Source organism: Flavobacterium sp. 140616W15 (assembly GCF_003668995.1).
In the GTDB taxonomy this organism is placed as follows: domain Bacteria; phylum Bacteroidota; class Bacteroidia; order Flavobacteriales; family Flavobacteriaceae; genus Flavobacterium.
This window is the reverse complement of sequence record NZ_CP033068.1, coordinates 570,806-596,780: the sequence shown is the minus strand read 5'-3', so window position 1 is coordinate 596,780 and position 25,975 is coordinate 570,806. Positions and strand designations below refer to the sequence as shown.

The 25,975-nt window shown below is 32.4% G+C and carries 24 protein-coding genes and 1 pseudogene; 13 read left to right on the top strand and 12 right to left on the bottom strand.

Annotated features, from left to right (window positions below):
• Nucleotides 1–12: 12 nt before the first annotated feature.
• Nucleotides 13–306, bottom strand: a complete 294-nt coding sequence (locus EAG11_RS02620) for a DUF4834 family protein (RefSeq protein ID WP_129537764.1) — start codon at nucleotides 304–306, stop codon at nucleotides 13–15.
• Nucleotides 307–429: 123 nt separating this feature from the next.
• Here EAG11_RS02620 and EAG11_RS02615 point away from each other — a divergent pair, with 123 nt between their 5' ends.
• Together EAG11_RS02615 and EAG11_RS02610 are read left to right on the top strand one after the other, a co-directional pair.
• Nucleotides 430–1,413 carry a transporter gene (locus EAG11_RS02615; RefSeq protein WP_129537763.1) on the top strand — a complete coding sequence of 328 codons (984 nt, stop codon included), beginning with the start codon at nucleotides 430–432 and terminating at the stop codon, nucleotides 1,411–1,413.
• A 67-nt stretch (nucleotides 1,414–1,480) separates the two neighbouring features.
• A pseudogene (locus EAG11_RS02610) lies at nucleotides 1,481–2,598 on the top strand (GTP cyclohydrolase).
• 51 nt (nucleotides 2,599–2,649) lie between these two features.
• Here EAG11_RS02610 and EAG11_RS02605 read toward each other — a convergent pair.
• The gene (locus EAG11_RS02605) at nucleotides 2,650–3,117 is read right to left on the bottom strand and encodes a hypothetical protein (protein WP_129537762.1); all 468 of its coding nucleotides are present in this window, start codon (nucleotides 3,115–3,117) and stop codon (nucleotides 2,650–2,652) included.
• A gap of 131 nt (nucleotides 3,118–3,248) precedes the next feature.
• Nucleotides 3,249–4,511: an aminotransferase class I/II-fold pyridoxal phosphate-dependent enzyme gene (locus EAG11_RS02600; RefSeq protein WP_129537761.1), complete on the bottom strand. Its 1,263-nt coding sequence runs from the start codon at nucleotides 4,509–4,511 to the stop codon at nucleotides 3,249–3,251.
• 287 nt (nucleotides 4,512–4,798) lie between these two features.
• Here EAG11_RS02600 and nirK point away from each other — a divergent pair, with 287 nt between their 5' ends.
• Genes nirK through EAG11_RS02585 form a run of 3 tightly spaced genes read left to right on the top strand, consistent with a single transcriptional unit; the run spans nucleotide 4,799 to nucleotide 7,652 of the window.
• On the top strand, nucleotides 4,799–6,247 hold the full coding sequence (gene nirK, locus EAG11_RS02595) for a copper-containing nitrite reductase (RefSeq protein ID WP_129537760.1): 1,449 nt from the start codon (nucleotides 4,799–4,801) through the stop codon (nucleotides 6,245–6,247).
• Nucleotides 6,248–6,261: 14 nt separating this feature from the next.
• Entirely contained in the window at nucleotides 6,262–7,029 is a 768-nt protein-coding gene (locus tag EAG11_RS02590) for a formylglycine-generating enzyme family protein (protein ID WP_129537759.1), read from the top strand.
• 17 nt (nucleotides 7,030–7,046) lie between these two features.
• Nucleotides 7,047–7,652, top strand: a complete 606-nt coding sequence (locus EAG11_RS02585) for an SCO family protein (RefSeq protein ID WP_129537758.1) — start codon at nucleotides 7,047–7,049, stop codon at nucleotides 7,650–7,652.
• 363 nt (nucleotides 7,653–8,015) lie between these two features.
• On the opposite strand, the gene EAG11_RS02580 is transcribed toward EAG11_RS02585, so the two are convergent.
• The 5 genes from EAG11_RS02580 to EAG11_RS02560 form a co-directional block, all read right to left on the bottom strand.
• Entirely contained in the window at nucleotides 8,016–9,188 is a 1,173-nt protein-coding gene (locus tag EAG11_RS02580; protein ID WP_242499246.1) for a hypothetical protein, read from the bottom strand.
• A 179-nt stretch (nucleotides 9,189–9,367) separates the two neighbouring features.
• Nucleotides 9,368–10,090, bottom strand: a complete 723-nt coding sequence (gene ric / locus EAG11_RS02575; protein ID WP_129537757.1) for an iron-sulfur cluster repair di-iron protein — start codon at nucleotides 10,088–10,090, stop codon at nucleotides 9,368–9,370.
• 13 nt (nucleotides 10,091–10,103) lie between these two features.
• A complete protein-coding gene (locus tag EAG11_RS02570; protein ID WP_129537756.1) occupies nucleotides 10,104–12,341 on the bottom strand; it encodes a nitric-oxide reductase large subunit in 2,238 nt (745 codons plus the stop codon).
• A gap of 97 nt (nucleotides 12,342–12,438) precedes the next feature.
• Entirely contained in the window at nucleotides 12,439–12,960 is a 522-nt protein-coding gene (azu, locus tag EAG11_RS02565) for an azurin (RefSeq protein ID WP_129537755.1), read from the bottom strand.
• A 40-nt stretch (nucleotides 12,961–13,000) separates the two neighbouring features.
• Nucleotides 13,001–13,435, bottom strand: coding sequence for an Rrf2 family transcriptional regulator (locus tag EAG11_RS02560; protein ID WP_129537754.1), 435 nt, complete (start codon nucleotides 13,433–13,435; stop codon nucleotides 13,001–13,003).
• A gap of 204 nt (nucleotides 13,436–13,639) precedes the next feature.
• On the opposite strand from EAG11_RS02560, the gene EAG11_RS02555 reads away from it, so the two are divergent.
• Together EAG11_RS02555 and EAG11_RS02550 are read left to right on the top strand one after the other, a co-directional pair.
• Nucleotides 13,640–14,443, top strand: coding sequence for an NYN domain-containing protein (locus tag EAG11_RS02555; protein ID WP_129537753.1), 804 nt, complete (start codon nucleotides 13,640–13,642; stop codon nucleotides 14,441–14,443).
• A gap of 50 nt (nucleotides 14,444–14,493) precedes the next feature.
• Entirely contained in the window at nucleotides 14,494–16,011 is a 1,518-nt protein-coding gene (locus EAG11_RS02550; protein ID WP_129537752.1) for an FMN-binding glutamate synthase family protein, read from the top strand.
• A 65-nt stretch (nucleotides 16,012–16,076) separates the two neighbouring features.
• Here EAG11_RS02550 and EAG11_RS02545 read toward each other — a convergent pair whose 3' ends face one another.
• Nucleotides 16,077–16,484, bottom strand: coding sequence for a hypothetical protein (locus EAG11_RS02545; protein WP_129537751.1), 408 nt, complete (start codon nucleotides 16,482–16,484; stop codon nucleotides 16,077–16,079).
• Between the two features lie 447 nt (nucleotides 16,485–16,931).
• On the opposite strand from EAG11_RS02545, the gene EAG11_RS02540 reads away from it, so the two are divergent.
• The 4 genes from EAG11_RS02540 (at nucleotide 16,932) to EAG11_RS02525 (ending at nucleotide 21,912) form a co-directional block, all read left to right on the top strand.
• Nucleotides 16,932–17,507 (top strand): non-canonical purine NTP diphosphatase, encoded by a 576-nt coding sequence (locus EAG11_RS02540; protein WP_129537750.1) that lies wholly within the window; start codon nucleotides 16,932–16,934, stop codon nucleotides 17,505–17,507.
• Between the two features lie 207 nt (nucleotides 17,508–17,714).
• Nucleotides 17,715–19,613, top strand: a complete 1,899-nt coding sequence (locus tag EAG11_RS02535) for a DEAD/DEAH box helicase (RefSeq protein WP_129537749.1) — start codon at nucleotides 17,715–17,717, stop codon at nucleotides 19,611–19,613.
• A gap of 87 nt (nucleotides 19,614–19,700) precedes the next feature.
• On the top strand, nucleotides 19,701–20,468 hold the full coding sequence (locus EAG11_RS02530) for a carboxypeptidase-like regulatory domain-containing protein (RefSeq protein WP_129537748.1): 768 nt from the start codon (nucleotides 19,701–19,703) through the stop codon (nucleotides 20,466–20,468).
• A 133-nt stretch (nucleotides 20,469–20,601) separates the two neighbouring features.
• Nucleotides 20,602–21,912, top strand: coding sequence for a DUF389 domain-containing protein (locus EAG11_RS02525; protein WP_129537747.1), 1,311 nt, complete (start codon nucleotides 20,602–20,604; stop codon nucleotides 21,910–21,912).
• A gap of 287 nt (nucleotides 21,913–22,199) precedes the next feature.
• Here the strand turns inward: EAG11_RS02525 and EAG11_RS02515 are convergent, their stop codons facing one another.
• From EAG11_RS02515 to EAG11_RS02505, 3 genes are all read right to left on the bottom strand, one after another.
• A complete protein-coding gene (locus EAG11_RS02515; RefSeq protein WP_129537746.1) occupies nucleotides 22,200–23,660 on the bottom strand; it encodes an aminoacyl-histidine dipeptidase in 1,461 nt (486 codons plus the stop codon).
• A gap of 112 nt (nucleotides 23,661–23,772) precedes the next feature.
• Nucleotides 23,773–24,066: a type II toxin-antitoxin system RelE/ParE family toxin gene (locus EAG11_RS02510; protein WP_129537745.1), complete on the bottom strand. Its 294-nt coding sequence runs from the start codon at nucleotides 24,064–24,066 to the stop codon at nucleotides 23,773–23,775.
• Nucleotides 24,063–24,275 (bottom strand): hypothetical protein, encoded by a 213-nt coding sequence (locus EAG11_RS02505; RefSeq protein ID WP_129537744.1) that lies wholly within the window; start codon nucleotides 24,273–24,275, stop codon nucleotides 24,063–24,065. Before EAG11_RS02505 ends, EAG11_RS02510 begins: the two co-directional genes overlap by 4 nt.
• 83 nt (nucleotides 24,276–24,358) lie before the next feature.
• Between EAG11_RS02505 and EAG11_RS02500 the strand changes: the two genes are divergently transcribed.
• Nucleotides 24,359–25,420 carry a DUF3810 domain-containing protein gene (locus EAG11_RS02500; RefSeq protein ID WP_129537743.1) on the top strand — a complete coding sequence of 354 codons (1,062 nt, stop codon included), beginning with the start codon at nucleotides 24,359–24,361 and terminating at the stop codon, nucleotides 25,418–25,420.
• 59 nt (nucleotides 25,421–25,479) lie between these two features.
• Complete coding sequence (locus EAG11_RS02495) at nucleotides 25,480–25,974, top strand: RNA polymerase sigma factor (RefSeq protein ID WP_129537742.1); 495 nt, start codon at nucleotides 25,480–25,482, stop codon at nucleotides 25,972–25,974.
• Nucleotide 25,975: the final 1 nt, after the last annotated feature.

Genomic DNA, 25,975 nt, shown 5'->3' with positions numbered 1-25,975 from the left:
TCGATTACAAATTTAATCTATTTCTTCGTAATCAACGTAATCACCAACTTTTTTGGTTTCACGCGGGTTCTTTGCATTAGCAGTATCATATAACACCTCATCATTTGTTCTGGTTTTTTGCCATGAATTATTTTGTTGTTGCTGTGTATATTGTTGCTGTTGTCTTTGAAAATTCTCTCCTGCTTTATCTACCACTTTTTTCATTAAAAGAGGTAAAAATAATTTTGCCAAGAATCTAAAAATGTAATAAAAAGCAATCATGTAAAAAATCGCTTTTATAAGACCTGAAAAAGATGCTGTTTGCATAATCATATATTTTTTTTCAAAAGTAGCAAATCAATTCTTCAAAATTAAAATATCAATCTTAAATAAATAATAAAATATAGTACATTTGAAATGCGTTATTACTTTTTAACTAAAAAAAATAATATGTTTAAAATCAGAAACTTAATTATTTCCAGCATTCTTTTAACCCCCTATCTTTTTTTCGGTCAACATACCGATGTTATCAATTCTAACCGACCTGGCGAAACTATGTCGGCTTTTTCTGTTGGTAAATCAGTCATTCAAGCCGAAGTTGGTGTTTACGGAATTAACGAAAAGCACGATTTATTAAATTATAAAGCAAATGGTTTCGGAACTGATTTAACCCTTCGTTGGGGGCTTTTTCGTGAACAATTAGAACTTATTGCCGATATACAGTACCAAATGGAAGATTATTCTACTCCATTTGTCAATTACAAAAAAAATGATTTCAAACAGACTGTATTAGGAGCAAAATACCTAATCTACGATCCTTTTAAAAACTATGAGAAAAAGATAAATATTTACAGCTGGAAAGGCAATCAAAGATTCAACTGGCGTCAATTAATTCCAGCAGTTTCCATTTTTGCAGGAGCCAATTTTACTTTTGCTGGAAATCCATATTCTTTTACACAAGAGTCTAGCATTTCTCCAAAAATCATGTTGATTACTCAAAATCACTTGGGTGACGGAAAATGGGTATTTGTAACCAATATTATCGCCGATTACATCACTACTGACTATCCTAGTTATGGATATGTAGTAACACTTACAAGAGGTTTTAATGACAAATGGTCTGGCTTTGTAGAAAATCAAGGCTACAAAAGTGATTTTTACAGTGATTGCATCATAAGAGGTGGCGCTGCCTACTTACTAAATAAAAACATGCAAATCGACGCATCTGTGAGTACGAACTTTAAAGACACTCCTTCTATTTTTTATGGTGGCGTTGGATTTTCTTGGCGTTATGATGCCAAGTATAAAGAGGTTCAAATGAGATTTAAAGACGAAAAAAGCAAAAAGAACAAAAAAGGCAAGAAAAATAAAAAGAGAAAAGAGGATGAAGACTCAATTAAAATAGAGCAAAAACGTAAATCTACTTTTGAATAATAACTACAATTACAAATTAGACAATCTCTCAAAAAAGAGATTTTTAAAAATATATAATACAATCTTAATGATTACAATACAAGAAGCTAAGACAAAGAAAGAGTTAACTGAGTTTATAAAATTTCCTTTTTCATTATATAAAGACAATAAATATTGGATTCCACCAATTATTGCTGATGAATTAGAAACTTTTGATAAAACCAAAAATCCTGCTTTCGAAAATGCTGAGGCTACTTTTTATGTAGCTTTAAGAAACAATAAAATCGTAGGTCGCCTTGCTGCCATAATCAACTGGGATGAAGTAAATGGCCAACAAAAAAGAAAGTCCGTTTTGGCTGGTTTGATGTTGTTGATGATATCGAAGTAACCAAGGCTTTACTTGAAAAAGTATATGAATTAGGCAGAAAAAACAAACTTGAATATGTTGAAGGTCCAATGGGATTCTCTAATCTCGATAAAGTTGGTGTTTTAACTGAAGGGTTTGATGAAATGGGAACTATGATTACTTGGTACAATCATCCTTATTACGCAACTCATTTTCAACAATTGGGCTATGTAGTAGAAAAACAATATGATGAGAGTAAATTCCCCTTTGCTAATGTAAAACCTGAATTTTTCGAAAAAGCAAATGAATTGGTTAAGAGAAGATACCAATTAAAACCTCTTAATTTTAAAACTACCAAAGAGGTCATGCCACATGTAGATAAAATGTTTGATTTGTTCAATGAATCTTACGCTTCTTTATCTTCTTTTGTAGCAATATCAGATATACAAAAAGAATACTTCAAGAAAAAATACATCAGTTTTATCAATCCTGAATTTATAAAATTTGTAGAAGACAAAGACCATAACATTATTGCTTTCAGTATTGTAATGCCTTCCTTTTCAGAAGCTTTACAGAAAACAAAAGGAAAATTATTCCCGTTTGGATTCCTTCATTTACTTAAAGCTAAAAAACATAGTAAGGATATGATTTTCTATCTAATTGGCGTTCACCCTGAATATCAAAACAAAGCCGTAACTGCAATTATATTCAATGAGTATTACCATACTTTTAAAGAAAAGGGCATCATTAATTGCTACAGAACTCCCGAATTAACAGACAATGTAGCCATACACAATTTATGGAAACATTTTGATCCTGTAATACACAAGCGAAGAGCTACTTTTCGTAAAGATTTATAAAAAAAAATCCATTCGTTATGCGAATGGATTTTTTTTATCAGTGTTTCAGGACTATTTACAATCTACTTTTGATAAGGTCATTTTTGAATCAAATTTTAAAAGCTTTTTATCTTTAAAGGTCATTTTACCATTTGTTTCTATAAGATCTCCATATCCTTCGATAAAAGTTCCTGCTTTTTTTAGGAAGGCAACTTCTCTTACAGAAGAAACTCCTTCAGATTTGAAAGTATAATCAGCAATAAGTGTATCTCCCTTTATGTTTCCGATTATGGTTCCTTCATTTTTATCTTTTTCATAAATTTTATATACTAATTCTCCATTCACTTCATTATGAGAATTTGTATTTAAGGTCATTGCAATTGTATCATTGTTAACCACTAATTCGAAACATTGTTTACCAACAGATTCTTTAACCTCTCCTGATTCAACTGTATTAGGAACAATTTCTTCTGATTCATTCTTTTTACAAGAAACTAATACTAGTGTAAAAATGCTTATTATTGCTATTATTTTTTTCATAATCATTCTGTTTAAAAGTTTGAATGTTAAATATACTACATTAAAAAATTAAACAAAAAAAATCCATTCGCATAACGAATGGATTTCTTTATATAATTCACATGTATCTACAAAATGAATATTGTTTTTAACTATGCATCTACATCAACTGTAGTTCTACTAGCTATTTCTTTATAAGTTCCGTTGATTAATTTCTCACGAATAGCTTCAAAAGCTGTAAGTGTTTCATCGATATCAGCCAAAGTGTGTGAAGCTGTTGGTATCATTCTCAACAAAATAATTCCTTTTGGAATTACTGGATATACTACGATAGAAAGGAAAATACCATAATTTTCTCTTAAATCATTCACCATTACCATTGCTTCTGGAATACTTCCTTCTAAGTAAACTGGTGTAATACAAGTATTTGTATCTCCAATATTAAACCCTTTTTCTCTTAAACCACTTTGTAATGCATTTACATTAACCCATAGTTTATCTTTAATTTCAGATGAATTACGCAACAACTCTAAACGTTTTAACGAACCAAGTGTTTGGATCATTGGCAATGCTTTTGCAAACATTTGAGAACGCAAATTGTATTTTAAATAATCAATAACAGATTTGTCTGCAGCTACAAAAGCTCCAATATTTGCCATAGATTTTGCAAAAGTAGAGAAGTAAACATCAATATCATCTTGAACACCTTGCTCCTCACCTGCTCCAGCTCCTGTTTTACCAAGTGTACCAAAACCGTGTGCATCATCTACCAATAATCTGAAATTGTATTTTTGCTTCATAGCAACAATTTCTTTCAATTTTCCTTGTTGACCACGCATTCCAAACACACCTTCGGTAATAAACAAAATACCTCCACCTGTTTCTTGTGCCATTTTTGTAGCACGTTGCAGGTTTTTCTCCATACTTTCTAAATCATTGTGTTTGTATGTGAAACGTTTACCCATATGCAAACGAACACCGTCAATGATACAAGCATGAGAATCTACATCATATACAATGATATCATTTTTAGTCACTAAAGCATCAATGATAGACACCATACCTTGGTAACCAAAATTTAATAAATAAGCTGATTCTTTCATTACGAAATCTGCCAATTCATTTTCTAATTGTTCGTGATATTTAGTGTGTCCTGACATCATACGAGCTCCCATTGGGTATGCCGCACCAAACTGAATTGCTGCATCTGTATCTGCCTGACGTACTTCTGGATGATTTGCTAAACCTAAATAGTCATTCAAACTCCAGTTTAGGATATCTTTTCCGTGAAATTTCATTCTAGGACCTAACTCACCTTCTAACTTTGGAAAAACGTAATATCCTTCTGCTTGAGAAGCCCATTTTCCTAATGGTCCCTTATTGTTCTGAATTCTTTCGAATAAATCTTTTACCATAAATATATTTTGAAGTAATAATTTTAATTTAAACAGCGTGCAAAAATAATGATTATTATTCTAAAATAGAGTTTCCATTTATTTTTATTGAAAAATATTCTGAATATCAATATTAAAAAAAGAAGCTCTCCTAAAACAACATTTTTAAAAGCACAACTATTAAAATTAAAACATTACAAATTTCTTAAATAAATAATCTGTATTTCATGATTTTTATCATAATAAAAGACAAAACTGTCTTTTATCTTTGTATAAAGATTTTAAACTAAAATAAAACCAAATTTGTTATGAAAAGAAATTACAAAATGCCATTAAAATTAAAAGTATTTTTTTGTGCAATTTTTGCTATGATGCTTTTAGCATCATGCAAAAAAGATAAAAGCTCAACTAATTACACTGACATTACAACCAGTGGAGAAATGGAAGCTGAACTTACAGCACCACCGATGGTACCTAAACCAGTTGGTAATAGAGCTGCTATGAAAGTAAAAATAAATATGGAAATTAAAGAGCAAGAAGGTACTATGACTGATGGTGTAAAATACACTTATTGGACATTTGGTGGCTCTGTTCCAGGGAGTTTTATCAGAACTCGTGTAGGTGACGAAGTCGAATTTCACCTAAAAAATCATCCAGATAATAAGTTACCACACAACATCGACTTACATGCAGTTACAGGCCCAGGTGGTGGAGCAACCTCATCATTAGTAGCTCCTGGCCACGAAAAGACTTTTAACTTCAAAGTAATTAATCCTGGACTATACGTTTATCATTGTGCTACTGCGCCTGTTGGAATGCACATTGCAAATGGAATGTACGGTTTAATTCTTGTGGAGCCTGAAGGTGGACTACCTCCTGTAGATAAAGAATACTACGTTATGCAAGGAGATTTTTACACACAAGGTGAATATGGAGCCAAAGGACTTCAGCCTTTTGACATGAATAAAGCTGTAAAAGAAACTCCTGATTATGTTGTATTTAACGGAAAAGTTGGTTCATTAACTAATGGTGGCGAACTTACTGCAAAAGTTGGTGAAACGGTTCGTTTATTTGTTGGTAACGGTGGTCCTAATCTAGTATCTTCTTTCCATGTCATCGGTGAAATATTTGATAAAGTGCATGTAGAAGGCGGAAGTCTGATTAATGAAAATGTTCAAACGACGCTAATTCCAGCTGGAGGAGCTGCTATAATTGATTTTAAAGTCGAAACACCAGGAGACTTTATCTTGGTTGACCACTCTATTTTTAGAGCATTCAATAAAGGAGCATTAGGAATATTAAAAGTTGAAGGTGCTGAACATAAAAACATTTATTCTGGAACAATTCAAGAAGGTATTTATTTGCCAGAAGGAGGAACTATTCAAAAAATGCCAGATAACGGAGCAACTAAAACAGTAACACCAAAAAGAACAGTAGCTGAGAAAATAAAAATTGGTAAACAAATTTTTGGAACAACATGTTTTGCTTGTCACCAATCTGAAGGACAAGGAATCCCAAGCACTTTCCCTCCTCTAGCAAAATCAGATTATCTAAATTCTGATTCAAAACGAGCAATTAAAACAATCTTGCACGGTTTAAGTGGAGAAATAACAGTAAATGGTAAAAAATATAACAATGTTATGCCAAGTCAAAACTTAACTGATGATGAAATAGCAAATGTTATGACTTATATATACAACAGCTGGGGAAATAACAAAACAGATGTTACTCCCGAAATGGTAAAATCTCTAAGATAACAACGGCCAATATTATGCAAAAAAACACATTTATTATTCTTTTCTTGGCTTACTGGGGAATGTTAGGCGCACAAGAATTGAAAATGGTTCCAATAAAAGAGGGCTCTTTTGTCCCTCTTTATGGAGCTACAGAAAAAACACCTGTCGCAGTAAAATCATTTTACATAGATGTTTATCCTGTTACGAATAGTGAATTCTTGACTTTTATCAAAAAGAATCCAAACTATAGTAAATCTAAAATAAAAGGAATTTTTGCAGACAAAAGCTATCTATCGTATTGGAAAAGTGATTTTGACTTTGGGAATTCGAATCCTAAAGCTCCCGTAACAAACGTTTCTTGGTTTGCTGCCAAAAAATATTGTGAATGCCAAGGCAAACGATTACCTACTATGGATGAATGGGAATATGTTGCTATGGCAGATGAGAAAAAGATTGACGCCAGAACCAAAGCTGAATTTAATAAATACATATTGTCTTGGTACGAGAAGACAAAAACATATGAAAATCCGATTGGAAAGACATTCAAAAATTATTGGGGAGTTTATGATATGCATGGGTTAGTATGGGAATGGACCTCTGACTTTAATAGCATTTTTTTGTCTGGAGAATCTAGAAAAGATAAAAGTAATGACAAAAATCTTTTTTGTGGTGGAGCCTCAGTAAATGCAAGTGACTTAATGGATTATGCAGCTTTTATGCGTTATGCTTTTAGAGGAAGCCTTAAGGCACAATATTCAACAAGAAACCTAGGTTTTAGATGCGCTAGCACAACAAAACTATAATTCTAAATCATTTAAAAATGAAAAAAACAGTAATCGCAATCTTTGTCCTTCTCTTTACATTACAAAGCTGTAAAGATTCTAAGAAGGAAACCAGCGCATTCACCTCAAAAGACAAACCAATTAGCGATTTATCCATTTACAATTTACCTTCTCAATGGACAAATCAAGATGGAAAAGATATTGAATTAAAAAGTTTGAGAGGAAATGTTTTGGTCATGGTAATGATATACACGACCTGCAAAGCGGCTTGTCCTAGACTTGTTGCAGATATGAGAAACATAGAATCTAGATTAAATACAAAAACTAAGAAAAATGTAAAACTCATCTTAGTAAGTATCGACCCTGAAAATGATACTCCCGAAAAACTAAAAGCATTTGCTATCGCCAATAAAATGAACAATGACCCATGGATTTTCTTACGCTCTACGGAGGAAAACACCCGCGAATTTGCCGCTATTCTTGCTGTTAATTACAAAAAAATATCTCCTATAGATTTTTCACACTCTAACATTATAAGTGTTTTTAATCCTGATGGAGAGTTAGTTTACCAACAAGAAGGTTTAGGCGTAAACAATGACAAAACAATTGACAGAATAAATCTGGAAGCCGAAAAAATTAAATAGGTTAATTCAATTCGTAAAAAACAAGAGAAGATTTTAATTAATCGACTCTTGTTTTTTGTTTTATAATATACTAGGAATTAACCGCGAAGTCAGCGAAAAAACTCTCCAATCTTGTCATTTCGAGGAACGAGACTCGAGCGATAGCGAACAGGCGAAGCAAATCTCTATGAGAAACTCCATAATATTTGTCGAGCTACTTGATGAAACCCTTCCTTCGTCAGGGTGACAAGATTATAATTACAATATGTTTTTTTTGCAGATAAATTAACCTTTAATTTCACAAAACTGTAAATCAGTTTTATCCGCACTCCTATATAAGCAAAATTTTAGAGCCCTTTTAATCTGTGATAAAAAATACAAGCATTATTGAAAGTAAGTATTTTTAGTCTTAATAATTGAAACTGTAATCAAACTTAATCCAACAACAATAAGAATGCTCGTTCCAAAAACCCACCCATAATACCCCAAAAGTGCTCCTTTGCCAAAATAAAGAAATCCTCCTTGAAGAAATAGTAACACTTCTGTCGCTATATATCCCAAAATAAAACATTTTATTCCTGTGCGAAGCAAATAAGATTGATACGAAAGCAACTTATTCTGAATTAATACTCCAAACAAAAAACCTGTTATTACACCTAAAGTTGTTAAATGGATGAAACCAATTATAAAGCTCCGGATTTGGTGTGATACTTCCCCTAAATTAGGAATAAGAACTAATAATTGTATGCAGATTTTCAAGAATAACGAACATAAAGCTAAACCATATACCATTTTAGTCGTTGAGTCTAAATTTACTTTGAACCAAACTATTTGAGGTTTTAGCATTTTATAGAAATAAACAAAAGCAGCCAATTGCAGAACAACTCCAACAGTATTAATCCAACTTAATAAATTGTTTTCGAGATACCAACTCACAGGAAATGCAACAGTTAAGAATGTTGCTACAATGAGTAAAATGAAGAATATTTTAAATGCTTTTTTATCTATTTTATCTTCAAATTGCTTTAAGAACAAAGCCAGAACCGCAAATAAAAACCAGCCGTTAAACTGAAAATGCAGAAAAAACTGAATGGCAATTTGATAAAATGCACTTTGCTTTCCTAACATACTTACTGCAGGTCCTAAGCACCAAACTCCAAAAGTTGAAAAAACCATAAACAGAACTGCTGTGAGTAAAAGTTTATGGTCACTTGTTTTATCCTCAAAACTATCTTTCCAAACCTGCCAACAGAAAACATAACTCAATAAAATATGCATGGTAGAAAACACAATCGAGAACAAAGCATATCCCTGGATAGGAAAAGAAATCATCATACCAATAACTGCAAATTCAGTAATCCAAAATAATTGGTTATAAATTGGTTTTTCCCTTTTTTCTTTTGGAAGATAAAAACGAACAATCAGGACATAAATCATCAAATATGCCCAGCCTAACATGGCTACATGAGAATGTGCATGCAGTAAAAAGCTATAATTTACGTTTAATGGAAACAGATAGAGATATCGCATTAACAACCCCATAAGTGAGGCTATCAAAAATTAAAGAAGCAACATATAATCCAACTTTTATACGAACCCATTCCAGATAACAATTTCATTTTTATTTAAATTAAAAGTAGTTTAAATCATTACTATTATTAACATTTTATAGTAATAAAAATGCACCGATGTTAATTAATTTACCGGTGCATTTTCTAATTAATATACATTTACTATTAAGAGAATTCTTTCTCTAGGACCATTGCTTTAGGAAACAAAATATTATTCTCTAAATGAATGTGAGTATGTAAATTCTCTTCAAATTCTTTTAGCATTGCAAATGTTACTTTATAAGTGGTGCATCCGTCACTTGGTGCAGTATAATCATTTGTCAAGCTGGCAATTTCGCGAAAGCGTTCCCCTTCAGTATCATGTTCATGCATCATCATTGCAATTGGATTCGATACCGTTCCAAAAGGAGGTTGCATCAAATCCCCATTTGTTTCTTTAGCTTTTATCATTTTTTTTATAAAGGGAAATAACATAAGTTCTTCTTTTTTCATGTGTTGTGCTAATTCGCCTGCGCATTCGGTAAATAGCTCATTTATTTGAAACAACTCAGGATGATTCGCACCGTGAACACTACATAGTTTATTTAAAAATTGCATAATGACAATTGATTTATCCTCTACATAACGGTGGTGTGTTTTTTCTATATACTCTGCCAATAAATCCAATGGCCAAGAGTTAAAATCTATTTTATTGCTATCCTCAGCCAACAATGCGTCTTGAATTTTTTTAAGCAGCTCTTTAGAATCAATTTCCTGTTTTTCGCATACCTCATTAATAGTTCTATTTCCTTTACAGCAAAAATCGATTTTATATTTTGTAAATACTGCTGCTGTTCTATAATCCTCAGCTACAAACGCTCCAATTGTTTTATTTTGTAAACTTTCCATAATTCTTAATTTATTATTTTTTTCTATTTTTTAATGTCAAATCAAAGACAAACCAAGCTGTAGTTATAATTCCTATTCCAAAGATAGAATCACCTATAGCTCGCATCCATTTTAAGGTAATCATTGTAGGTTGTTGCATTAACTCTGATGAACGTGCGTACCACATTCCGTGATCTATGCTTTCGATTGCTTGCCAAATACCTATTGGTAACAAACTTAATACTGCCATTAAAAACAGGCCTATATTTAATGACCAAAAAGTAATCTTAAGCAGTTTCTCATTCCAGCTAATATTTCTGTATAAACTTCTTAAAACAAAAAGCATTAACCCAATTCCTAACATTCCGTAAACCCCAAATAATGCTGTATGTGCGTGAAGAGGTGTTGTATTTAAACCTTGTACGTAATAAAGCGCAATTGGTGGATTAATTATAAATCCGAAAACTCCAGCACCAAGGAAATTCCAGAATGCTACTGCTATCATAAAATAAATAGGCCACTTATAATCTATAATCCACTGCGTAGATTTTGATAGTTTATAATTTTGATATGCTTCAAAACCAATTAATGTAAGCGGTACTACTTCTAGTGCACTAAATGATGCTCCTAATGCCATAATAGCTGTGGGAGTTCCTGAGAAATACAAATGATGAAACGTTCCCAAAATACCACCAGCCATGAAGATAATAGTTGCAAACAAAACATTTAAAGTAGCGGTTTTCGTTTTTAACAATCCCAATCGAACAAACAAAAATGCAATAACAACCGTTGCAAATACCTCAAAGAATCCTTCCACCCATAGGTGAACAACCCACCATCTCCAATATTCAGCAATTGCAAGGTTTGTTTGTCTTCCCCACATTAATCCTGCCCCATAAAACATGGCAATAGCAGTACAAGAGATTAAGAATAGAATGATTAGATTTTTTTCTTCTGTTTTTTTCTTTAAAACGGGGATCAATGGTCGTATCATTAATGCCAGCCATAAGAACAATCCAACTAAAAGGAATATCTGCCAGAAACGTCCTAGATCTACATATTCATAACCTTGATGTCCAAACCAAAAGTTTTGTACCAAGTTTAGTTTTTGCATTACTCCAAACCATTGTCCGACCATTGAACCTAAAACAATAATTAGCAGAGCAATAAACAAGAAATTCACTCCAAAACATTGAAATTTTGGATCTTTACCCGAAACTGCCGGAGCAATATATAATCCTGTTGCTAACCAAGCTGTTGCTATCCAAAAAATAGCCAATTGCGTATGCCAGGTTCTTGTAACTGCATAAGGTAAAATTTGATCTATCGGAATGCCGTATAATGCATTTCCTTCAACACCATAGTGAGCTGTAACTATCCCTAAAGCCATTTGAATAATCATTAGTAAACTCACTACCCAGAAATATTTTTTAATCAAATACATCGATGGAGTCATCCCTTGATTAATTATTGGATCTTTTGTTGGCAGAGGAAATTCTTCTTCTTCACCCGATTTAGCATGATAAAATACTAGAATTCCAATACTGAAAATCAATAAAATAATACTAACACCTGACCAAGCAAGTAGTTCTTTTGTAGCAACATTACCAACCAATTCATCCGCTGGCCAATTGTGTGTATAAGAAATATCAGAATTAGGACGCTCTGTTACTGTTGCCCAAGTAGCCCAAAAGAAAAAGGCATTCATTTTATGCATTCTAGCTTCTTCTTTTACAGCGTTTTTAGGAATGGCATATTCTTCTCTTAACTTATCAAATTTAGAATCATTGGTAAAAAGCCCTTCATAATATTTACTTAAATATTTAATAGCTTCAACCCTATTTTCGGATATCGTAAGCGTTTGTGACTTTTCATCATAACGATTTGTTCTCACATCTTTTTGCAGGCGTATCTTTAACGCTGCTTGTTTCTCTTTATCCAAGTCTTTAAATTCCTTACCGAAATCTTCTTTCGCATATTTATCTAGAATAAACATTGCTTCTCGATGCAACCAATCGGCTGTCCAATCAGGAGCTACGTATGCACCATGTCCCCATATTGATCCAACTTCCTGACCTCCTATACTTTGCCAAACATTTTGTCCATCTTTAATTTCATCTTCCGAAAAAATAAGTTTTCCGCTATCTGAAACTATTTGTTTAGGAATTGGTGGCGCTTGCTGATAAATTTCGTAACCATAATATCCTAAAACCGCAAAGGATATACTCATTACTAAAGAAAATGCAACCCATAATTTTTTTTCTCTTTTCATATATTATATTTATTTTTTTTTACATAAAAGATAAAATTGTCTTTTATTAGTTTAATAAAAAACTCTAACCCTATAAATTAGGATTAGAGCTCTTTAATTATTCAACAATTAGAACCCCTTTCATCATAGCAACGTGCCCTGGGAAAGTGCATAAAAAATTATATGTTCCTTTTTTATCTACAGTAAATTCAATAGTATCTTCTTCTCCACCACCAATTAATTTAGTATGTGCAACGATTGAAGCTTTTTCAGAAGTCGGAATATAGTCAGTATCTTTAGCTTCAATTGCTTTAGCTGCAAAAGCGGCTTCATCTGTACCTTCTTGTAAAATAACTATGTTATGCCCCATAGCTTCTTTAGGAATTTTACCTACGTGTTTTAATGTTAGCGTAATAGGTTTTCCAGCTACTGCTCTAAGTTCTTTAGTATTAAATTGCATTTGATCATTTCCTTCAATAACCAAAACATTACTTACTGCATCAGTTTGTGCTTCTGAGTCAGTTGTTGTTTCATTCATCTCAGTTGATTCTGTAGTTGGAGTTGCTTCTTTTTTACCACAAGAAGTAATTGCTAAACATCCCATTAGCATTAAAATCGAAATTTTGACTTTTTTATTCATTTTTAAGTATTTAAATTATTTTAATATTGATTGTTTTTATTTATCGTTTTAAGAAAAATTCTCCTGATTTAACCCCCAAAGCAAGCTCTTCTAAAGTGGTATTTGTGAGCATATCTAATAATAACCCACGTATTACCTTAAACTCATTATGAACTGGGCAAGGATGTGATTCTGAACATTCTTTTAATCCAATACCACACCCCATATATATACTATCCCCATCAACTGCATCGACAATCTGGATTAGTTTAATAGACTTAATCGCAACATTTGAAACTTCAAACCCTCCACCTACTCCTTTCGCAGAATCAATAATGCCATTTTTGGTTAAAATCTGCATTATTTTAGCCGTAAATGGCTCTGGAGAATCAATTTCTTTTGCCACATCTTTTATCCCAACTCTAATTCCTTGAGAAGATTTAGTTGCAATAAATATTGAGGCGCGGATCGCATATTCGCATGCTTTTGAAAACATAGATTGATTCGTTATATTTTATACAAATATATTTAAAAACATATTAAAAGACAAATTTATCTTTAATAGATTTTTAAATAAAAAAAAGCTTATTTATAACCAGAATAATTTAATTATCCTAAAACACATATTATAAAGCAAGTCCCCATAAAAACGAATTTTAATTTTACCTTTGGTAGATTATAATTTTGTAAAACCTATAAAATGTCTTTAAACAGCAACAGAGAATTGAAACTTGCTGTACTTATCGATGCCGATAATGTACCGTATAGTAATGTAAAAGGTATGATGGAGGAAATTACTAAATTTGGTACTCCAACAACCAAACGTATTTATGCCGACTGGACAAAACCCAATGCAAACGGTTGGAAAAGTGTTTTACTAGAACATGCCATTACTCCTATTCAACAATATAGTTATACTGTAGGTAAAAATTCTTCAGATTCAGCTTTAATTATCGATGCCATGGATTTATTATATTCTGGTAAATTAGATGGTTTTTGTATTGTTTCTAGCGATAGTGATTTTACAAGACTAGCTATTCGATTGCGAGAATCTGGTATGAAAGTAATTGGAATCGGTGAAAAGAAAACACCTAGTGCCTTTATTGTAGCTTGTGATCGTTTTATATATATTGAAGTATTGGATGGTGCTATTAAAAAGAAAGATCCAAAACCTACTGCTTCTGACTCTAAAAAACCTGTTGAAAAGCCAACTGGAAAACAAAGCGAAAAACAAACTGAAAAACCATTAAACAAAATCGACTTACAAACCATCGAACTTATCGAAGACACGATCGAAGCAATTGGTGACGATGACGGATGGGCTTTCTTGGGAGACATCGGTAATCTTTTAGTAAAAAAGAAACCTGAATTTGACCCAAGAAATTATGGCTTTTCAAAATTAACTCCAATGCTAAAGTCTTTAACTGATATTCTCGAAATCGATGAGAGAGATTCTGATAAAAAAGGAATCAAACACAATTACGTTCGCTTGAGATATAGCTAACCATTTTACAATTACATACTTTACACATTTCAAATTAAACATTAAAAAACATGAGAAAAAAATTCTTTATTTACGGAATCTTATTGTTTCTAGTCGTTGCCGCAATTTATTATTATTCTGAATCAGGACGTGGTTTCTTACTCCTTATTATTATTCCAATATTATTAATCGTTGGAGTTTATAATATTAACCAGGAGAAACATGCAATCCTTCGAAATTTTCCAGTTCTTGGTTATTTTAGATATCTTTTTGAAATGATTGCTCCTGAAATTCAACAATATTTTATTGAAAGATCAACTGATGGTAAACCATTCTCAAGAAATCAACGCTCATTAGTATACCAAAGAGCCAAAAACATAGATTCTAGCTCTCCTTTTGGAACGCAATTAAACCTTAATCACGATAGCTATGAAGGAATCAAACATTCTATTTTTCCAGCAAAAGTAAACGAAGAATTACCTCGTGTCCTTGTTGGCGGAAAAGATTGTAAACAACCATACTCAGCTTCGCTACTAAATATTTCAGCAATGAGTTTTGGTTCTCTTAGTGAAAATGCTGTTCGTGCTTTGAATATAGGTGCTCAAAAAGGAAAGTTCTACCAAAACACTGGTGAAGGAGGTCTTACAGAATTTCATCTTGCTGGTGGCGGTGATGTTACTTGGCAAATTGGTACGGGATATTTTGGCTGTCGTGACGCAAATGGAAATTTTGATGGAGAAAAATTCAAAGAAAAAGCATTACTCCCAAATGTAAAAATGATAGAAATTAAACTATCACAAGGAGCAAAACCTGGACATGGAGGAGTACTTCCTGCGTCGAAAAATACAGAGCAAATAGCTAAAATAAGAGGCGTTGAACCTCATACTACAATCTTATCACCTCCTAGCCATAGTGCATTTTCTGATGCAAAAGGATTAGTTCATTTTGTAGCTCGTTTGCGTGAATTATCAGAAGGAAAACCAATTGGCTTTAAACTTTGTATTGGGAACACTAAAGAATTTGAAGAAATTTGTAATGAAATGATCGCTGAAGATTGTTTTCCAGATTTCATTACTATAGATGGTGCCGAAGGTGGTACTGGTGCTGCTCCGTTAGAATTTGCAGATGGAGTTGGTATGCCGTTTGAGCCTGCTTTAATTTTTGTGAATAAAACATTGATTGCATTAAATATTAGAGATAAAATGAGAGTAATTGGTAGTGGTAAAATCATTTCTGGATACTCTATACTACATGCCGTAGCTCTTGGTGCCGATATGTGTAATAGCGCTAGAGGTTTTATGTTCTCATTAGGTTGCATTCAGGCGCTACGTTGCCATAATAACGAATGCCCAACAGGAGTTGCAACTCAAAACAAAATGCTAATGAAAGGTTTGGTTGTTACAGATAAATCAGATCGTGTATACCATTTTCATAAAAACACTTTGCACTCAGCAAATGAATTATTAGCAGCATCAGGTAAAACCCGTTTTGCTGATGTTGATATCAATATTTTTATGCGTGGTGATGAATTTACTAATCTATCTGAACTCTATTTCCCAGATAACTTGACAAGCGTTACTAAACGATAAATACTAAAAAGCCTCTTTGCAAATTACAAAGAGGCTTTTTAATTAAATCCAGAAGTCTAAATAAATTATTCTTTCAATAAAATATCTAAAATTTCATTATTCAACACCTCTTTGTTAAGAACTGTATTATCATTAGCTAGGAAATAAACGTCAAACTGTACTCCTTCTTTAATTAACTCTTTAGGAATTTGATTTTTGTTTATCATATCTTTCAATAATTTAGGAAACGATATACTAGCTGCCGCTTTATTAGAATCATTTTCTGGTAGATTAGTTTCAAAACGCAGTTCAACTTTGTTATCGTTTATATAACCTCTAGCAGTAGTAAGTGTTACGTGCTCACCTTTAAAAGTTGCTGCAGTACTATTATAAGTAGCAACATACTCTTGAAGTTTTTGCTTAGTATTTTTACAACTTACTAATAACAATACAATAGCAAGAGTAAATAAAATTTGAGTTATTTTCTTAATCATTTCTTTTTAGTTGAGTTAATGAATTATTCATTCAAACATAATCTAATTCCATTTCATACACAATACTTACAATCGGTGGGTTAAATATTGTGTTGGTAATACCTTTGAGCACCTTTGCCAAAGTTTTGAACCAAGGGTATAAGGAACTTCGATTAAAGCTCAAGTTTAAAGTTGGTGTGTGCATTTTTGTCATTTCGAGGAACGAGAAATCTTCACGAGTAGCTCGATAATTTAAGGAAAATACTGTGAGTTAGTTTCTTGCGGAGATTTCTCGTTCCTCGAAATGACAAGTTTGGGATTATTTTGCGTGAAACTAAAATTCCTTACTATCTTGGTTTTGAACTTTAACTAAGATTCAATAACTCCATAAAAACTGCAAAGTCAAAATTCACTTAAAACATTGTAACTTTGTGTAAACATATTTTTTAATTATACACCTATTATATAATGAATCTAGTTTTCGCTTCTAATAATAAAAATAAAATTCTCGAAATACAGAGCATACTCAATGGCAGCATAAAAATACTAAGCCTTGAAGATATCGGCTGCCATGAAGACATACCAGAAACTGCAGATACTATTGAGGGAAATGCCATCCTTAAAGCCGATTATGTAACTGAAAAATATGGCTACGATTGTTTTGCTGATGATACCGGACTTGAAATATATGCTTTAAATGATGAACCCGGAGTTTATTCAGCTAGATATGCTGGAGAGCAACGTGACTCTGATGATAATATGAATAAAGTTTTAGAAGGATTAAATGATGCTACTAATCGTAATGCTCATTTTAAAACTGTAATTGCATTGAATCTTAACGGAAAGCAACATTTATTTACAGGGATTGCCAACGGAACAATTACTCATAATAAAAAAGGAAATCAAGGCTTTGGTTATGATCCAATTTTTCAGCCTGAAGGATATGAGGAAACGTTTGCAGAATTACCTTTAACCATCAAAAATAAAATTAGCCATCGTGCAAAAGCAACGCAACAACTTATCGAATTTCTGAACATAATTTAATAATTGTTTAAAATGCAACATTTTATAGTACAAATTTTAAATTTCAAGACGTTTTTTTGCTTCAATTTCTAAAAAAATGACTACATAATTGCAAAGCATAAATATAACTATTTGATAATCAAATCATAATAAATACACAATTCTTAAAATAGCATTAGTTTATCTGAATAATTAACAGTAATTTTGCACCCTATTTTAAAAATACATATGAATAAATTTGAACAATTAGGATTGAGTGAATCGTTACTGAAGGCGATTTTAGATCTAGGATTTGAAAATCCGACCGAAGTACAGGAGAAAGCGATTCCCCTATTATTGGAAAAAGACACAGATATGGTTGCGTTGGCTCAGACAGGGACAGGGAAAACGGCAGCTTTTGGTTTTCCGCTAATTCAGAAAATTGATGCCAACAATAGAAATACACAAGCATTAATTTTATCTCCAACCCGCGAGCTTTGTTTGCAAATTACTAACGAAATTAAAAACTACTCTAAATACGAAAAAGGTATTAACGTAGTAGCTGTTTACGGTGGTGCAAGTATTACAGAACAAGCTAGAGACATAAAAAGAGGAGCACAAATTATTGTGGCTACTCCAGGTAGAATGCAAGATATGATTAACAGAGGATTGGTAAACATTTCTCAAATCAACTATTGCGTTCTTGATGAGGCTGACGAAATGTTGAACATGGGATTCTACGAAGATATCGTAAATATCTTATCTACATCTCCAGACGAAAAAAGCACATGGTTGTTCTCTGCAACTATGCCACAAGAAGTTGCTAGAATTGCAAAACAATTCATGCATGACCCATTAGAAATTACTGTTGGAGCTAAAAACTCAGGTTCTTCAACTGTATCTCACGAATTTTACTTAGTAAATGCACGTGACCGTTACGAGGCTTTAAAACGTTTAGCTGATGCTAATCCAGACATTTTCTCTGTAGTTTTCTGTCGTACTAAGAGAGATACTCAGGCCGTTGCCGAAAAATTAATTGAAGATGGATATAGCGCAGCCGCGTTGCACGGAGATTTATCTCAAGCACAACGTGATGGCGTAATGAAATCTTTCCGTGGAAGACAAATTCAGATGCTTGTTGCTACTGACGTTGCTGCACGTGGAATTGATGTTGATAACGTAACTCACGTTGTAAACTACCAATTACCTGACGAGATTGAAACATACAATCACCGTTCTGGACGTACTGGTAGAGCTGGAAAATTAGGAACTTCTATCGTAATTGTTACTAAAAGTGAATTACGTAAAATTTCTTCAATTGAAAGAATCATCAAACAAAAATTTGAAGAAAAAACAATTCCTTCTGGAATCGAAATTTGCGAAATTCAATTATTACACTTAGCTAATAAGATTAAAGATACTGAAGTTGATCACGAAATTGACAACTATCTTCCTGCTATTAACAATGTTTTAGAAGGACTTACAAAAGAAGAATTAATCAAGAAAATGGTTTCTGTTGAATTTAACCGTTTTATTGCTTATTACAAAAAGAACAGAGATATCTCTAATCAATCATCTGGTTCTGACAGACGTGATGACAGAGATGGTGCTGCAAGACCTAACAACAATGGTGGAGCAACTAGATACTTTGTTAACATCGGATCAAGAGACAATTTTGATTGGATGTCATTAAAAGATTACTTGAAAGAAACATTAGACTTAGGTCGTGATGACGTTTTCAAAGTAGATGTAAAAGAAGGTTTCTCTTTCTTTAACACTGACCCTGAGCACACTGATAAAGTAATGGAAGTATTAAACAACGTTCAATTAGAAGGACGTAGAATTAATGTTGAAATTTCTAAAAATGACGGTGGTGGAAGACGTGACCATAACGGAAGAAATTCTGGTGGTGGTTTCGGTGGCGGAAGAAGTTCTGGTCCAAGAAGAGAAGGTTCTGGAGGAGGATTTAGAAGCGACAGAAACTCTGCTCCAAGAGAAGGTGGCTTTAGAAGCGACAGAAACTCCGCTCCAAGAGAAGGTGGTTTCAGAAGCTCTGCTCCAAGAAATGAAGGTGGTTCAGACAGAGCTCCTAGACGTTCTGAAAGCTTTGGCGATTCATCAAGACCAAGAAGACCAAGAAGAGATTAATTCTCTTTGTTAATTTTCTGATAATTATACCAGAAGACTACAAAATATTCAATCCTGATTACTACTTTTAGAGTTTTAAATCAGTTTATGAAATATTTTGTAGTCTTCTTATTTTTAGTACTATCCACAGCAGCGTTTTCTCAAGACAAAGAGCATCCTCAACGCGTATCTGGTTACATTGTTAACGACAACACAAAACTCCCTTTATCTAGCGTAAACATCATCAATCTTAACAAAGTAAGAGGTGCTACATCTGATGCAAAAGGATATTTTGAAATTGATGTTCAGCCAAACGATACCTTACACTTCTCTATTTTAGGATTTCAATCCTTAAGAATACGTGTTACTAATGACTGGATAAAAAACAAAGTCACTAAAATTCAGCTTACAGAAAAAGCAATTGCACTTGAAGAAGTTGTAATAAGACCTTTTAATTTAACTGGATATCTAGAAGTTGACTCAAAACTTATTCCTTCAAAAGAAAACTACCGTTATAGCATATCAGGATTAACTCAGGGATATGAAGCAGGAGAGTACTCCCCTAATGCTTTTGGTAAAGTACTGGGATCTATCTTTAATCCAGCCGATGTACTTTATAATTTTTTCGGAAAAAACCCTAAAGAATTAAAGAAGCTTAAGGAAATGAAAAAAGACGATACTGTTCGTAATCTATTAGAATCAAAATTTGACAGAGAAACCGTAGCCGTATTACTTGGAGTAAGCAAAGATGAAATTCCTGAGATTTTAAAACGTTGCAACTATTCTGATTCATTCATACAAGGCGCAAACGATTTACAAATAATGGATGCAATAAGCGGTTGTTATGAACAATATAAAATCCTTAAACGTAACTAGTCCTTTAAAAATATAAAAAAACGATCCTCACTACTAAAAGTAGCTGAGGATTTTTTTTGGCACAACAACGCACATCCATAGAAACATTCTGATATAAAATTTGTAATTTAACGTTCTGAAAACTCCTTTGTAAATGAAAAAAGAAATAAACAAAGTCCTAAACTTTATAGATCTTCATAAAGGAGAAGAAAACAAAAGAAAAGTAATTGAGAACATCACTAGTTCCATATCTTTTAGAGGTTCTAACTTATGGATATTAGCCTGCGCAATACTAATTGCATCCGTTGGTTTAAATGTTAACTCAACAGCAGTAATAATTGGCGCTATGTTAATTTCACCTCTCATGGGACCAATTGTCGGAGCAGGTTTCGGACTAGGTATGTATGACTTTGAATTAGTAAAGAAGTCTATAAAAAACCTTCTAATTGCTACATTTGTAAGTTTAGCAATCTCTACTTTATATTTCTACGCAAGCCCTTTTAAAGAAGCACAATCAGAGCTTTTAGCCAGAACTTCTCCAAATATATATGATATATTAATCGCCTTTTTTGGCGGTTTAGTTGGCGTTATTGCAGTAACAAGGGTCGAAAAAGGAAATCCAATTCCTGGTGTTGCAATAGCAACAGCTTTAATGCCTCCATTATGCACTGCTGGATATAGCTTAGCTTTAGGAAACATCGGTTATTTTTTAGGAGCCATGTATCTATACGCTATAAACTGTGTGTTTATTTGTATTGCAACTTTTATAATCGTAAAATTCCTGAAATACCCTGTTACTCAACAATTAGATACAAAACATGAAAAACAAGTAAAATACGGTATCACTATACTTATCATGCTAATGATTTTACCAAGTATCTATTTTGCGTATCAGCTTTTTGTTGAAAAAAGCTATCGTTTAAAGACTGAAATTTTCATTAAAAAAGAGTTCACAGATCATGATTATCCAATAATATACAAAAAGATAGAATACAATAGTAATCCTAAAAAGATAGAACTTGCATTTTTATCTAAAAAATTTAACAACGAAGAAATTAGCAATTTAAATAAAAAACTAATTGACTATAATCTACCAAATACCCAACTATTAATTCAACAAGATACTTTTAATATAAGTCGGGACATCCTCAACAAGATGAACTCTAGCAAAGACCTAGTCGATAAAAAAGACATTTTAATTAACAGCTTACGCGAACAACTAGCTGAATATCAATTCAACAATGAACAAATTACTGACGAATCTAAAGTGCTTTTCCCTTACATATCATCATTAGTTATTGGAAATTACTCTTATAAAAATGCGCAAAACACCAAAATAATACCTATTGTTTTATATCAAAGCAAGAAAGAATTAGACAAAGAAATGAATCATAAATTAAAATCGTGGCTCAAAATTCGACTGGCAAAAGACTCCATTGAAGTATACAGACAGCCCTCTAAATAATAAACTTGAATTGATATGCTTTAATAGCTGATTAAGAGTAATCTTCTAAAAATAGTTACTATATTTACTTTTATATAATAAGAAATTAACTAAACTAGAATATCATGGCAAAGAGTCAAGACGCTAAGAAAACACAAAAAAAAGAACCTCTTAAAACTGCAAAAGAAAAGAAAGAGGAAAAGAGAGAAAAGAAAAACAGTCCTAAAAGAGACTAATTTTTAGTATTCAGTCACAGTTTTCAGTACTCAGTTAAAACTGCTTACCGAAAACTGCGACTGTCAACTTTATTACTTTACTGGAATATTAGAAAGAATCTCTAAAACAAATTTCCAATATTTTTGAGCAGATGAAATACTTGCTCTTTCGTCCGGTGAATGTGCTCCATGAATTGTTGGTCCAAAAGAAATCATATCCATATCTGGATAATTAGTCCCTAAAATACCACATTCTAAACCTGCATGACAAGCCACAACTTTTGGCTTTTCGTTATTTTGTTTTTCGTAGATACCAACTAGAACATCTAATATTTCAGAGTTTACATTTGGTGTCCAACCTGGATAACTTCCTGAAAGTTCTACCTCACAACCTACTAGTTCAAATGCTGAACGCAATGAGTTAGCCAAATCAAATTTAGATGTTTCAACAGAAGAACGCGTTAGACATCCAATCTTAATTTCACCATCTTTTACTATAACACGAGCAATATTGTTCGAAGTTTCAACTAAGTCTGCCATATCAGCACTCATTCTGTAAACTCCATTATGAGCAGCATAAATTGCACGAATGATACCTTCTTGAACTCCTAAATCCATTACTTTTTCAGGCAAATCGCATTTAACGATTTCTATCGTAAGATTTGGTTCAGTCGTTTTAAACTCCGTTTTAATATCATTGATAATTTCTTGCATGTCAAAAATGTAAGCTTCATCAAACATCTCTGATATGATTACTTTCGCTACACTTTCTCTCGGAATTGCATTACGCAAACTTCCTCCGTTAATCTCAACTACTTGCAATCCGAAATTTTCAAAAGCATCAAACAACAAACGGTTCATAATTTTATTGGCATTACCCAACCCTTTATGAATATCCATCCCCGAGTGACCTCCTTTAAGTCCTTTTACAGTAATAATATGTCCAACTGAACCTTCTGGAACATCTTCTTCATTATATGTTCTTGTAGCAGTTACATCAATTCCTCCTGCACAACCAATATCAATTTCATCATCTTCTTCAGTATCTAAATTCAATAAAATCTGACCTTGAAGAATTCCTCCTTTTAGATTTAACGCTCCTGTCATTCCTGTTTCTTCGTCGATTGTAAACAACGCTTCTATTGCAGGATGTGGAATGTCTTTACTTTCTAAAATTGCCATTATTGTTGCAACTCCAAGTCCATTGTCTGCACCAAGTGTAGTTCCGCGAGCACGAACCCAATCCCCATCAACATACATATCTATTCCCTGGGTATCAAAATCAAAAACCGTATCGGCATTTTTTTGATGTACCATATCCAAATGCCCTTGTAAAACAATAGCTTTACGATTTTCCATTCCTGGAGTAGCTGGTTTACGGATAATTACATTACGAATTTCATCCTCAAAAGTTTCTAATCCTAAACTAGTACCGAAGTTTTTCATGAACTCAATAACACGCTCTTCTTTTTTAGATGGACGTGGTACTGCATTCAAATCGGCAAACTTATTCCAAAGTTCTTTTGGTTCTAAATTTCTTATTTCTTGACTCATTATGTTTTGTTTGAAGTTTAACATTTTCAGATCTCAAAGTTACAAAGTTTAAATTCTTTTTCGCGGGGAAACTATTTTAAAATTTTCACCAGAAATATTATGAATTAAAATATCACTTTGGGTATTTTGAAGGTTTTAACGATGTATTAAAAACAGATAGAATATAAATTGTTTTCAACTTTTCATCGATGAAATAAAAAATAATGAAAGGGAATTTTTTCGTAGGGACACCGTGATAATCTTTATATCTAATTTGAAAGAAAGGATTTCTAGTCAATATTTCTATATGATCATCAATTACTTGATAAAAATATTCTCCTAATCCACTTTGCTTAGATTCATAATAATCAATCGCATCTTGTATATCAAGAATTGCTCTTGGTTCAATTACAACTTCAAAAATCATTTTCCAGATTTAAAACGTAATTGTTTTTTTGCTTCATTCCAAGGAAGAAAATCATCAGCTTTTGAAGTTGATCTTCTTTCATCTAACAAACTTTTCATTTCTTCAGTTACAGAAAATTCATTAATTACAGTTTCATAATTAAATTTCTCTATTAACTGCATAAAGAAAGACAATTCATCATCTGGAATATTTAAAGTGATTTGTGTCATTTTTCCTTTTATTAATTAACAAATTTACAAAAAAGAAAGTCAACTACTATTTTAATTATTATTTTTAACCCAAAAGCAAAACCGTGAAACGAAAATACATTCTTCCCTTATTCTTACTATTGCAAATCATTATTTTAAAGATTATTCCATTTTTTCCTGAATTCATCGAAAAACACTACAGTACTGCATTATATTTAAAAATCGCTTCTTTTTCAAGAATCATACTCGGATGGATTCCTTTTTCTATAGGTGATTGTATCTATTTTGTCTTGATCGTATTATTTTTAAGATGGCTTTGGTTAAAACGAAAATCATGGAAATTATTATGGAAGGATAACATCTTGGCTATCTTAAGTTATCTTTCGGTATTCTATTTTCTATTCCATTTTCTTTGGGCTTTTAATTATTACCGAGTGCCTTTATTTGAAAAAATGGGAATACAAAGAGAATATTCCGATGCCGATTTATTAGATTTTACAAAAAAACTAATCACAAAAACGAATTCAATTCAATCTCAAATAACTAAAAACAACAACCTCAAAGTTACATCTCCATATTCGCAAGAGCAGATTTTTAAAATGAATGTAAATGGGTATAATAATCTCGCAACCGAGCACCCTTATTTTACCTATTCGCATTTAAGTGTAAAAAAATCGCTTTTCAGTCTGCCTCTTACCTATATGGGATTTGGCGGTTATTTAAATCCATTTACCAATGAAGCCCAAGTAAACAATCTTGGTCCGATGTACAGCTTTCCGATGACTGCGAACCATGAAATGGCACACCAAATGGGTTATGCTAGCGAGAGTGAATGCAATTTTATAGGATTCTTGGCTTCTGTAAAAAACGACAATTTATACATACAATATTCTGGCTATAGCATGGCTTTACGTTATTGTTTAGGAATTTTAAGGGCAAAAGATGAAAAATTATTTAACCAAATAGTAAAAACCGTTCACCCTGGAATTCTAAATAATTATAAAGAGAGCCAAGATTTCTGGAAGCAATATGAAACTTTTATCGAAACTGGTTTTCATATTTTTTATGACAATTTCCTGAAAATGAATCAGCAAAAAGATGGCATGGATAGCTATAGTAAATTTGTTGATTTAATGATTAATTACTACAAAGAGAAAGAACTATAATTTTTTTCTTTAAGCAATAAAAACTGTAACAAAATCGGCATTAATACTACTAATACAATATGAACGATAATTTAGAACATTCATTTGTTGTGCAATTGCAGGCAAACCAGAATATAATCCACAAAATTTGTAGATTATATACTGCTAACCAAGATGCTCACAAGGATTTGTTTCAAGAAATTACGATTCAGTTATGGAAAGCATATCCAAAATTTAGAGGTGATAGCAAATTTTCTACTTGGACTTATCGAGTCGCGCTAAACACCGCTATTACGTTATATCGAAAAACAAAGCGTTCGATAGCAACTGTAGAGTTTGAAAATCACCAACATTTTATAAAAGAAGTTGATTACAACTATGAAGAAGAGGAACAGATTAAGTTAATGTACAAAGCCGTTTACCAACTAAACGATATCGAAAAAGCATTGATTTTTATGTATCTAGAAGATAAAGATTATCAAGAGATTGCTGAAACTTTGGGAATTAGTGAAGTTAACGCACGAGTGAAAATGAACAGAATTAAAGGGAAACTTAAAAAAATATTAAATCCTTAAA